Origin of the sequence: Aquabacterium fontiphilum (assembly GCF_009909205.1) — a bacterium.
Classification (GTDB): domain Bacteria; phylum Pseudomonadota; class Gammaproteobacteria; order Burkholderiales; family Burkholderiaceae_C; genus Aquabacterium; species Aquabacterium fontiphilum.
Genome location: NZ_JAAAPN010000018.1, coordinates 1 through 10,574, shown reverse-complemented (window position 1 = coordinate 10,574; position 10,574 = coordinate 1). Strand labels below are relative to the sequence as shown.

The 10,574-nt window shown below is 61.5% G+C and carries 10 protein-coding genes; 2 read left to right on the top strand and 8 right to left on the bottom strand.

The window, feature by feature from the left end; all coding sequences use genetic code 11:
• Positions 1–65 precede the first annotated feature (65 nt).
• The 8 genes from GTZ97_RS16325 to GTZ97_RS16290 form a co-directional block, all read right to left on the bottom strand.
• The gene (locus tag GTZ97_RS16325) at positions 66–962 is read right to left on the bottom strand and encodes a polysaccharide biosynthesis tyrosine autokinase (RefSeq protein ID WP_161652051.1); all 897 of its coding nucleotides are present in this window, start codon (positions 960–962) and stop codon (positions 66–68) included.
• Positions 959–2,374, bottom strand: coding sequence for a chain length determinant protein EpsF (epsF, locus tag GTZ97_RS16320; protein ID WP_161652049.1), 1,416 nt, complete (start codon positions 2,372–2,374; stop codon positions 959–961). The genes GTZ97_RS16325 and epsF overlap by 4 nt, the downstream gene beginning before the upstream one ends.
• 50 nt (positions 2,375–2,424) lie before the next feature.
• On the bottom strand, positions 2,425–3,123 hold the full coding sequence (gene epsI, locus GTZ97_RS16315) for an exosortase-associated protein EpsI, B-type (protein ID WP_269089948.1): 699 nt from the start codon (positions 3,121–3,123) through the stop codon (positions 2,425–2,427).
• Between the two features lie 19 nt (positions 3,124–3,142).
• Positions 3,143–4,183: an exosortase B gene (gene xrtB, locus GTZ97_RS16310; RefSeq protein ID WP_236651279.1), complete on the bottom strand. Its 1,041-nt coding sequence runs from the start codon at positions 4,181–4,183 to the stop codon at positions 3,143–3,145.
• On the bottom strand, positions 4,083–5,015 hold the full coding sequence (gene fcl, locus GTZ97_RS16305) for a GDP-L-fucose synthase (RefSeq protein WP_161652045.1): 933 nt from the start codon (positions 5,013–5,015) through the stop codon (positions 4,083–4,085). Before fcl ends, xrtB (GTZ97_RS16310) begins: the two co-directional genes overlap by 101 nt.
• A 323-nt stretch (positions 5,016–5,338) precedes the next feature.
• Complete coding sequence (locus GTZ97_RS16810) at positions 5,339–6,175, bottom strand: PEP-CTERM sorting domain-containing protein (protein WP_161652043.1); 837 nt, start codon at positions 6,173–6,175, stop codon at positions 5,339–5,341.
• A 112-nt stretch (positions 6,176–6,287) separates the two neighbouring features.
• The gene (locus GTZ97_RS16295; protein ID WP_161652041.1) at positions 6,288–7,523 is read right to left on the bottom strand and encodes a hypothetical protein; all 1,236 of its coding nucleotides are present in this window, start codon (positions 7,521–7,523) and stop codon (positions 6,288–6,290) included.
• A 180-nt stretch (positions 7,524–7,703) separates the two neighbouring features.
• Positions 7,704–8,579 (bottom strand): WecB/TagA/CpsF family glycosyltransferase, encoded by an 876-nt coding sequence (locus GTZ97_RS16290; RefSeq protein WP_236651278.1) that lies wholly within the window; start codon positions 8,577–8,579, stop codon positions 7,704–7,706.
• Positions 8,580–8,892: 313 nt separating this feature from the next.
• On the opposite strand from GTZ97_RS16290, the gene xrtB (GTZ97_RS16285) reads away from it, so the two are divergent.
• Entirely contained in the window at positions 8,893–9,798 is a 906-nt protein-coding gene (xrtB, locus tag GTZ97_RS16285; RefSeq protein WP_161652039.1) for an exosortase B, read from the top strand.
• On the top strand, positions 9,795–10,487 hold the full coding sequence (gene epsI, locus GTZ97_RS16280; RefSeq protein ID WP_161652037.1) for an exosortase-associated protein EpsI, B-type: 693 nt from the start codon (positions 9,795–9,797) through the stop codon (positions 10,485–10,487). The genes xrtB (GTZ97_RS16285) and epsI (GTZ97_RS16280) overlap by 4 nt, the downstream gene beginning before the upstream one ends.
• Positions 10,488–10,574 lie beyond the last annotated feature (87 nt).

The window sequence follows — 10,574 nt, the reverse complement described above, 5'->3', positions numbered from 1 at the left end:
ATCCTGGCCCGTCACCCCTGTGATCAATGCAACTTTCTTGGTCATGCTTGGTAGCCTGTGTTGATTCAGTATTCGTTCATGACGACACCCGCAAAATGGGTGCCAGTCTTCTTGATGGAGGTCATGGCGCTGTTGAGGGCACGCATGCGGCTGGTGCCGCGGCGGGCCACCATCAGCGCTGCACCGCATTTGCCGGCCACCACGCGTGCGTCAGAGCCGTGTTCCATGGCCGGTGTGTCAACAATGATGTAGTCGAACTTGAGTTGCAGCTCTTTGATGAGCAGCTCGAAAGTGGGGCGCTGCACCAATTCGAGCGGGTTGGGCGGCACGATGCCCACCGGCAGCAGGTAAAGGCTGGGCAAGTCTTCGATTGGGCGCATCACGCTGGATTCGATCTTCCCGGCCAGAATGCCGCTCAGGCCCGAGCTGTTGTTGACGCGGAAGATGTCTTGCTGCCGCGGCGAGCGCATGTCAGCGTCGACCAGCAGGGTGCGCACGCCCAACTGGCCAAACGTGAACGCGAGATTGGCTGCGAAGTGGCTCTTACCGTCGCCGATGTTGGGGCTGACCACGGCGAGCGCTCGGCGAGAGGCGGTGCCGTCGAGCACGCTCATGATGATCTGGCTGCGCATGTCGCGGAAGGCCTCTGCGGCATCGCTGAACGGATCAGCGGCGACAACCAGATCCGGATGCAGCTTCTGACGCGAGTCGGCATATGGATACTGGAACTGTTGCGACAGCGCCCAGAGCACGTCTTCGCGACGAGCCAGGCCAAGCGCCACGGCCGCCTCACCGAACTTCACGCCCTTTTCGCGCTGGTAGGCAAGGACGCGTTCGACCTGTTCCGCGGTGAGGTTGTTGGTCTGGCGGATGATGTCGCCAATCGGCATATCGCCTTGAGTGCTGCGGGCCGGCTGTTCGGTCGCAATCATCGGCACGCTGTGTTGTTGGTCTTGGCTCATGGCTTAGGGGCGGCGAGTTGGGGCGTGGTCTTGTTGCCGATCCGGGGCAGGCGGAAGGCGCTCTTCTCGGTGGTGCCATCGCTACGGGGCATGACGCCAAGCAGGGCCGCGCCCAACTCTTGCGAGACGTCCTCGTCGGTGCGCAGACGGCGGTCGCGCAGCTCAAGCAGCAGTGCGCAGCCCACGCCCAGGAGCAGACCCATGAAGACGGACAGCGCGGTGTTCAGCAGCAGCTTGGGCGACGCGTGTTTCGCTGGCGGCGAGGCGTCTTTCAGCACCGAGATGTTGGTCTGGGTGGTCTGAGCTTCAAGGTTGGTCTGATAGAGGCGCGCCTGCAGGGTGTCGTAGGCACGCTGGGCGTTCTCGACATCGCGAAGCAGCACGGCCGCTTCGTCGCGCTGGGCCTTGAGCTGCAGGACGCGCTGGCGTTGTTGGTCGAGCGCTGCGCGAAGCTGGCCTTCGCGGCTCAACGCCACAGACTTGTTGATGCCCACACTTCGTGCGACGCGGCCCGATTCGGCATCGATGCGTTGCCGCAATTCGGCAATGCTCGCCTTGAGTTCGACAATCACGGGATGGGCTTCGCCGAAGCGGGCCTGGGATTCTTTCAGGCGGGCTTCTTGTCGTGCCAGATCAGCCTTGAGCGCAGCCACGACGGAGTTGTTCAGGACTTCCTGGCTGCTGTTGTCGAACGCGGCTTGGCGGCTGATCGACTCTGCAGTCGCCGATTGCATGGCCACGAGCTGGCTGGACAGCTCATTGAGTCGAGCGGTTTCTACGTCGAGACGCTCGTCTGTGGCGATGATGCCTTTCTCTTTCTGGTAGGCCGACAGGCGGCTTTGGGCTGCTTCAAGCTGCTCACGCACCTGCTTGTTCTGGGCCTCGAACATCGTGCCGAACTGGCGCGCAGGCTCGACCCGCAGCTCCAGGTTGGTCGCAATGTAGGCCTGCATGAACGCATTGGCCAGCGCTGCGGCAAAGCGAGGATCAACGGCTGAGTAGGAGATCGTGATGACGTTCGACTCGCGCGCTGGTTTGACAGACAGACGGCGTTGAAGCACGTCGGTCAACCAGGCCTCGAAGCTGCCTTCACCATTGGTCTCATCGCGCCATTGCTGACGGATGGATTCGTTCTGGGCAAGCCGCAACTCGTTGATGACACGACGAGCCACCCGTTCGCTCTGGATGACCTCGATCTGGGTGCCCATGTAGGCCGGTGACATCATGCCGGGCAGGACCATGCCGGCGATCGGGTCGGGGGATTTGACGTCGACCACGACGGTGGCTTCAGCGGTGTACTGCTTGGGCAAGATCAGGCTGACCACCACCGTGACCAGCACCGTGAACAGAAAAATGCCAAGCGCAACGTAGCGTCTGGCTTTGAGGATGGATAACAACTGGCTGAATGACATGAGCCCGCTTTCTGTGGTGAGCGCGTTCTAACGGATGGCGGCCGGGTGATTCAGAGCGACTGGGCAAGGCCGTCTCGGCCCAGGAGCATGGCGTGGTCGACAGGTTGCGTATGGGCGAGCAGGTCTTTCATGAACTGGTCGTGCAGTTGGTACGACTGCTCTCGATTGCCGCTGATGTTGGAGACACGGACCAACAGCCCGTCTGCGATCTCGCCTCGGATGAGGCCCGAATAAAGGCGCGCCTTGTTCTGCTCATACCACCCTGTGACGATGCTGTCGCCCGAGCGGATCCAATAGGTGATGGGCTCAACGCGTGGGCCGTGAGTGGCAACCAGTCTGCGAACGGGAATGGTGCCTTGGTTGGACTGGATCTGGCCCCTGCCGTCATAGACGATCTTGAAGCCCTGCGCAGCGTAGCAGACCTCAGGTTTGTGGACCTGCAGGGCGCGACCCTGGTCACCGCCGTAAGCCAGTGAGAGCATGATGCGCTCACCCTTGCTGTTGATGTAAGTACGCGAAACGGTCTCGTTGTAGTACTTGGCCAGTTCTGCTTCAACCTCAGGTGCCACGACGACGGAACTGATGCTTTCATCCAGTCGCCAGTCTCCAAACGCCTTGGGGATGGATTGCTCGAGCTTGTAGCTGCCGTAATGCTGTGTGGAATAAAGCGCCGTCGGCGTCAGGACGCCGGCCGTCAGCGTAGAAGCGGCCATGACGACGCAAAGAACCAGAGAACGAATGCTGAACATGAAAGACTCCGCAGACTGATCAAGCAAGCTTGGTGCCGGGCGTGCTGCCACCCGTCGGAGCCTTCTTGTCGAACAGCCCGAGAATGGAGTCGGTGGCAATGGTGAGCACGGTTGCCACCATGAACAGCAGAATGCCCGCGAAGTCGTGGATGAAGCCCTGACCGGCTTCGTCGCCCAGGTAGAAGGTGACGAGCACCAGCACGATCACGCGGATGACGTTGGACACGAACGAAATCGGAATGATGAGAATGGCCAGGGCAATGTTGCGCCACCGGGCCGTGTGGCCCACCACACTCATGTAGAAAACGCCGATCGCTTCAAGCGCAAAGATTGAGTTGAGACCTGCGCAGGCATCAGCCACCAGAAGCTGATACGGGCCGATGGTGAGGGTGACGCCGCTTCGACCGATGGGATAACCAGCCGCGTACATGATGGCTTCGGCCACATAGGACACCCCCGCTTTCAACGGCCCGGTGAGCGACGCCACGATGATGCCCGGCAGCGGAATCAGGAAGATCATGAAGAACAGGGGGAACCACATGAGCTTCAGCCCGGCCCAGCCCCAGTAGAGGAGCAGGATGCCGGCAAGCATGGCGATCTGAGATGAGACATCAATAAACAGGATGTCTTGTGACCGGCCAATGATGTGCATGCCCAGCGCCAGGATGATGGCGATGGCAGCAGGCACTGGCGCGCTGTTGGCGGGCAGTTTGGCCAGCGCAGGCCAACGCAACCAGGCCAGCCACAGCGAAAGCGCCAGCATGATTGGCCCGTGGCCTTGGCCGACAATGTTCCAGACCGTGCGGTCAAGCTCGATGTACGTGGGGACGTACATGAACAGAAAGCCCGCGAGGATCAGCACCATGTCGATCGGACCCATGGCAATCGGGCGCAAGGACCGACGTTCAACGGACGCGGAGGGGGTGTGTGTGATCGGGCTCATGGGCTGACTCCTGCCATCAAGCGGGGTGGCGTGCGAGGAAGTCCTGGTAGGCCTTCGCGATGCCTTCCTGGAGGCCGGTGGTGGCGCGCCAGCCCAGGCTGCCGAGGCGGGAAACATCCATGAGCTTGCGGGGGGTGCCGTCCGGCTTGGATGTGTCGAACGTCAACTTTCCGCCAAAGCCGACCACCTTGACCACGGTTTCTGCCAGCTCGCGGATGGTGATGTCCGTGCCGGTGCCGATGTTGACCAGAGGGCCGTCGTAGCCCTGTTCCATCAGATGGACGCAGGCGTCGGCAAGGTCATCGGCATACAGAAACTCGCGCATCGGCGTGCCGGTGCCCCAGACGACCAATTCGGCATCGCCGCGCAGCTTGGCCTCGTGCGCCTTGCGAATCAGCGCAGGCAGCACGTGGCTGTTGTTGAGGTCGTAATTGTCGTTGGGGCCGTACAGGTTGGTCGGCATGACGCTGACGTATTGCCGGCCGTACTGGTGGTTGTAGGCCTCGCAAAGCTTGATACCTGCGATCTTGGCGATGGCGTAAGGCTCGTTGGTGGGCTCAAGCGGGCCAGTGAGCAGGCAGTCTTCCTTGAGGGGCTGGGGCGCCAGCTTGGGGTAGATGCAGCTGGAGCCCAGGAACATCAGACGCTGGACGCCGGCCAGGTGAGCGCCGTGGATCAGGTTGGCCTCGATGACGAGGTTTTGATAGAGGAAATCAGCCCGGTAGGTGTTGTTGGCGTGGATGCCGCCAACCTTGGCTGCCGCGATGAAGAGGTAGTCAGGCTTCTCGGTTTGCAGGAAGGCGTGGACTGCCTGCTGGTTGAGCAGATCAAGCTCTTGCCGACCGCGGGTGACAACATTTGTGTAACCGGCGGCCTGAAGACGGCGCACGAGGGCACTTCCGACCATGCCGCGGTGTCCGGCGACGAAAATCTTGCTTTGCAGCTTCATTGTTGTAGCTGGTTGTTATTGCATCTAACTGAATGCAAGTGTTTGATGCGTGAGCCAGACCGCGGACGCTCCCGATACGCCCTGGGTGAACCCTGACTCGCTGCAGTGTAATGTCCCCGGATGACACTTTGGTACCACCCGAATGGGGACGCGCACCGCTTGGAGGCAGGACGTCACTAATCGTTGCGTGGCCCCCCCCGACACAGGGGGTGACCGGAGTGATGAAGATGAAGCAAGACGTAAAAAACGAAAAATCGCCCTGAGCCGGGCGATGTGCTGATGGGTCAGGAGCCGGTAAGGCGCTTGCGTCCTGACGAATGCGTTCAGCTAGCCATGGGGCGTCGCCTCCGCGCGAGCAGACCGGCCACCGCAAATCCGGCGAGGCCCATGGCGTACGCGTCCGCTTCAGGCACGGCAGAAGTAACGCCACCGCTGATCGAACTTGACAGCGAAAGGTTGGCGTACTGCGTGGCGTTCGACATGTTGACGAAGAACAGCGTGAAGTTGTGCGTGTCCGAGGTACTTCTGGGCGATTGATTCCAGTAGTAGTTGCTCACGTACGCGGAAACCGAGTCCTGCGAAGACCCGGTGATGTAGCTGGTACCCACGTAGTAGCCGTAGCTCAGCGAGACGTTTGCGCGTGCGCTGGCGCTGTTGCCGCAGTAATAGTAGTAATTGAAGCAGCCAGTATTGCTGGCGGTGGCGCTCGCCGAAATCGTGCCGGTGATGGTCAGGATGGAGTTGGCCGACAGCGCGATCTGCCCGCCAGCCGAGCCACCAGACCCGGACATGCTTGCGCTGTAGCTCCCGGTTCGCAGGGTGGTGCTGCCGGTCAAGGTGGTGGCCGCGCCGGTCAAGTTGATCCCGACCTGAGACACGCCGTCCAACGTCTGCTGAATGGTGTTGAGAGAGCCAACCACGCCCGGGTTGATGTTCCTGGTGAACCAAAGCGAATCGCTCGGGGACGAGGCGTTTGCGGAAATGCTCGTCGATCTCGGGCTCAGGCTATACCAAGGCGAGATGCCGTCCATCATGTTCAGATCCTGAATCGAAAAGCGGATATTGCTGATCGACGCGGTTGAAGTGGCGACTGGGGTTGCGTTGGCCGAAGATAAGGCCGTCACAAAAAGAAGTGCTGCGGTGAAAATCGAATGGCGCATTTGGGTTTCCTCCCGAGTTTGTGAGAGCCCATGCTCTCGCGACAAACTGTAAAACCCGTCACGCGATGTCAAATTGAAGTTCGCCCCAGCGTTGTTGATTCTTCAGGGATTTTTAAGGGCGCGCCCGATATTGTCGCCAGGCCACCACCCCCAACCCCGCCAACACCATCCACCACACCCCTGCCTCAGGCACGGGCGTGGCGAGCGACGGCCGGGTGGCCAGCAGTGGGCTGATCGGTTCGCCCCATTGGGGGGCGCTAGTGGTGACTTTCCAAATGCTGTCAGTGCTCCCGTTCTGGGTTGCGTCCCATGTGGCGCTCACGTCTGCCTCGGCCATGTGGTGGTTGGAGTAGGTGAACAGGCGGATATCTGCGGTGACGCTGATGCTGCAGAGGTCGTCCCAGAAGATGCCGGCGCGCATGTCCAGGCAGCTGCGGGCGCGCAGGTCGCCATTGCGGCCGAGGGTGAAGTCTTTGTCAACTTCGCTCCACCAGTGCGTCAGTTCGCCGATGGATTGCTCGATCCGCAGCGTCTGGCGGCCCTGGTTGTCGCCATTGAACAGATAGGTCTGCGAGGTGGTGACCTCGAGCGGCCCGCCGTCGGGCATTTCAGGCGTGCCGCTCACAATCCCGAGGGCGAGGCGTCGGAAGGTGAGGCTGACTTCGAGTGTGCTGTAACCCAGTTCGATGGGCCGAGGCAGGTGCGATGCGTTGTCAGGGTTCGGCGCGTAACGGGCGTTGACTTCCAGCGTCAGCCCGAAGGTGAGCGGCTGGGTGGCGAGCTGGCTGGCGGCGCTGCGGTTGAGAGAAATATTCCAGAAGTTGCTGCTTTGTGCGGTACTGGTTCCGATCGCCCACAGGCCGTCGAACTGTGGCCCGGTGATACCCATCGGCAGCGGCATGGTCCGGATCTGTTCGAACTGGGTGCCATGCGCATGCGCCACGAGCTGGCCGGTGCGGTTGCTGGCCACCGCCCAGGCGTGGGCCTGGAAGGGCTGCTCGATGTTCGGGTAGAACACGGCCGGGACCTGCACAGTGGACTCGAACGCGACGCCGTCGCCGCCGATGTACCGGCCAGGGGCGAAGGGCGACGTGGTCGTGCCGGGGGTGATGATTTGATAGTCGCTCCTTTGCCCCGGGGTGGCAATGGGCGGCTGCCAGGGGCCGCCGTACACGCCGTAGCCCAGGCCTGCGCCCGCCCTTTGGAAGGCGCTGTCGTATCGCTCTTCGATCTGATAGGCGTGGGCGGGCCCGTGGTGCGCGACGGCTGCGAGCAACAAGGCGGCGAGGCGGCCAGCGGGCTGGAGCAGCTGCCGGACAGTGCCGGCGGTCGAGTGCGGTACGTGCATGAAACCTCCCTGCGGACCTTGCGGGTGGACTGAAGATGCAAGGCAAGGTCACGCGTGTGTGTGAAATCTACACGCGGGAGGCTTTTAAGGGTCTGAAATCTGGCGCCTGATCGTGTCGAGGCGCATGAAAAACGGCCTGGGAAACCAGGCCGTTTTAGCTGGGCGACGCGAAAGCGCGTGTCAGCCGTTCGTGCGGCCCTTGCGCTCGGGCTGGCCGAAGAACATGGCCTTGACAACGCGGGCGATGAACACGGTGTTCGTGACAAAGTAGCGCTTGGCCAGGCGGCGCGGCTCGCTGCAGAGGCGGTGGAACCACTCCATGCCGATCTTCTGCATCCATGCCGGTGCGCGGTGGATGATGCCAGCGTGGTAGTCGAACGCGGCGCCGACGCCGATCATGACGCCACGGATGCTGCCGCGGTGGGCATGCATCCAGCTCTCTTGTTTGGGGCAGCCGAGGCCGACGAACACGACGTTGGCGCCCGAGGCGTTGATCTGGGCGATGTCGAGTTGATCTTCTTCACGCGAGAGGGGGCGGAAGGGGGGCGACAGCATGCCGGCAATGCGCAGCTTGGGGAAGGCGGCGGTGATGCGGGCGCGCAGTTTGTCGAGGGTTTCGTCGCTGCTGCCGTAGAAGAAGACGCTGTGCCCCAGGCGCTCGGCCACGGCGAGGTAGCGCCACATCAGGTCAGGACCGTTGATGCGCTGCTGGTTGGCATGGCCTTCGCGGCGAAGCGCCCAGGCAACCGGGGCGCCGTCTGGCAGGGCCAGATCAGCCTGGCCGATGACTTTGTTGAAGTGATCGTCTTGCGCTGCAGTGACGACCGAGTGCACATTGCACAGGGTGACATAACGCGACTGGCGTTGGTCTGCCCACGCGACGATGCGTGAGAGAACGTCTTCCCAGCTGATGGCGTCGATGTGGGAATCGAGAACGAAAGCGCCGCGACGCATGAAGGGACTGCTGGGTGAGGGTTGTTGTACGCGCGCCTTGATCCGCTCGTGGTCGGCGATGGACAACGAAGGGTAGCCGAAGTTGGGATCTGGGTGTCGCATACAAAGCCCCTCAGGTTGGGGTGAATCTTTTATGAGCCTGCAGCCCGTGGACTGCGATGCCTGTTTGTCGTCATTCTAGGTTTGGGTCTTGAGGCTTCGCTCAGGGAAAGCCATCGATACGGGGGGAGGACCTTCCCCAAGATGTGACATTCGTGACATTCAATGGCGTGCGTTGTCGAATGATGTTGAGCCCGGCTTCGCGTTAACCCGGAACCTATGTAGGTGACTGGCGGCAATACAGGGTTCTATTCGACGGAACTTCACGGCGTGAAAGGGCACAATCGCTCGCTGTAACTGAAGATTGCGCGCAGTCATGTCGTCTACTTCCGCTCCTTCGAGCATGCGCAGCATGCTGGCCCTGCCCCCGGGCGCCAATGCTGCAGCCGTGGTGGTGTTGATCCTGGGGTTGGGTGTTTTGTTTACACCCACTTACATGCGCTTGGCTGATGAGGTCTGGCACGTGGATGTGCATGGTCACGGCCCGTTGATTTTGGGCGTGTGCCTATGGCTGCTCTGGCACGACCGGGAAAAGATCTTCGCGGGGGCGGCTCAGCCTGACATGGCGCTGGGATTCCCTTTGCTGCTGGCAGGTCTGGTGGTGCATGCCTTCGGCTACTCCCAGTCGCTGAACATGCTGACGACGCTGTCGCAGCCGGTGATCTTTGGTGCCTGCATTCTTTTGGTGCATGGACGCGCGGCGCTCAAAGCGGCCTGGTTCCCTTTGTTTTTCATGTTGTTCATGGTGCCGCTGCCCGAGACGATCGTGCAGGGCATCACGATGCCGCTGAAGCAGGCGGTGTCGGTGGTGACGGAGTGGCTGTTGCATCATGCGGGCTACCCCATCGGGCGCAATGGCGTGACGCTGGTGATCGGGCAGTATCAGTTGCTGGTGGCAGATGCCTGTTCCGGCATGAACTCGCTGCTGACGCTGGAGTCGCTCGGGCTGTTGTACATGCGCTTGATGAACTACACATCCAAAGCGCGCAACATCTTCCTGGCGATCGCCATCATCCCGACGTCGTTCATCGCCAACGTGACCCGTGTGGTGATTCTGGTGCTGGTGACGTATTACTTCGGCGACGAGGTGGGCCAGGGCTTTGTGCATGATTTCTCTGGCCTGGTGCTGTTCGCGGTGTCGTTGGTGGGCATTTACTTCATTGATCGGTTGGCAGGCGTGTTCTTCAAGGATGGGGCCCGTGGCCAGAAGGGGGCCGCATGAGCGTCGCAAAGCGATTGCTGCCGGCCGTGGTGGCCGCAGGCCTGATGGTGTTTGCCGGCTGGTTTGGCCATTGGGCGCAGCCCGATACGCGGATGGCCGATGTGAGCCCGCGGCCGCCGTTGTCTGCGGCCCTGCCGGACCAGATTGGGTCATGGCGGGTGGACAAGGCGCAGTTCACCGTGCCGTTGCCACCTGATGTCGCGGCGCAGGTGGCGGCGATCTACACTGAGGTGGCCGATCGGGTCTACATCAATGACAAGGGCGAGCGCATCATGCTCACCATTGCCTACGGGAAAGACCAGTCAGACGGCTTCAAGGTGCATCGGCCTGAGGTCTGTTACGCGGCACAGGGTTTCAAGGTCAGCAAGCCCCGTGACGGCGACATGCAACTGGGCGACTTCCGGATCCCGGTCAAGCATGTGGAAACGCAGCTGCAGACGCGATTCGAGCCGGTGACTTATTGGATGGTGATCGGGGACCAGGTCGTGAACTCGCCCATGCGCCACAAGCTCGCCCAGATCGGCTACGCGTTCGACGGCTTGATCGCTGACGGGCTGTTGGTTCGGGTGTCTTCGTTCTCGCGCGACCCGGAGGAGGCCTACCGCCTGCAGGAGCGGTTCCTGCGGGAGTGGATGCCTCTCGTGCCTGAGGATCAGCGCGCGCGCTTCTTTGGTCAAGGACAGGTCTGACGAGACCTGATGCCTGGCGTTTTTGTTTGAAAGATCGTTCTCATGTCAAAAAAAGTTGCACTCATCACAGGGGTGACGGGTCAGGAC

Coding starts and splice junctions, on each gene's coding strand:
- GTZ97_RS16325 (WP_161652051.1), bottom strand. CDS start 962: ATGAGCCAAGACCAACAACACAGCGTGCCGATGATTGCGACCGAACAG.
- epsF (WP_161652049.1), bottom strand. CDS start 2,374: ATGTCATTCAGCCAGTTGTTATCCATCCTCAAAGCCAGACGCTACGTT.
- epsI (WP_269089948.1), bottom strand. CDS start 3,123: ATGTTCAGCATTCGTTCTCTGGTTCTTTGCGTCGTCATGGCCGCTTCT.
- xrtB (WP_236651279.1), bottom strand. CDS start 4,183: ATGTTTCCCGCCTCGGCAGCCTGGGCTGGCGCGCCACCACCGGCCTCC.
- fcl (WP_161652045.1), bottom strand. CDS start 5,015: ATGAAGCTGCAAAGCAAGATTTTCGTCGCCGGACACCGCGGCATGGTC.
- GTZ97_RS16810 (WP_161652043.1), bottom strand. CDS start 6,175: ATGCGCCATTCGATTTTCACCGCAGCACTTCTTTTTGTGACGGCCTTA.
- GTZ97_RS16295 (WP_161652041.1), bottom strand. CDS start 7,523: ATGCACGTACCGCACTCGACCGCCGGCACTGTCCGGCAGCTGCTCCAG.
- GTZ97_RS16290 (WP_236651278.1), bottom strand. CDS start 8,579: ATGCGACACCCAGATCCCAACTTCGGCTACCCTTCGTTGTCCATCGCC.
- xrtB (WP_161652039.1), top strand. CDS start 8,893: ATGTCGTCTACTTCCGCTCCTTCGAGCATGCGCAGCATGCTGGCCCTG.
- epsI (WP_161652037.1), top strand. CDS start 9,795: ATGAGCGTCGCAAAGCGATTGCTGCCGGCCGTGGTGGCCGCAGGCCTG.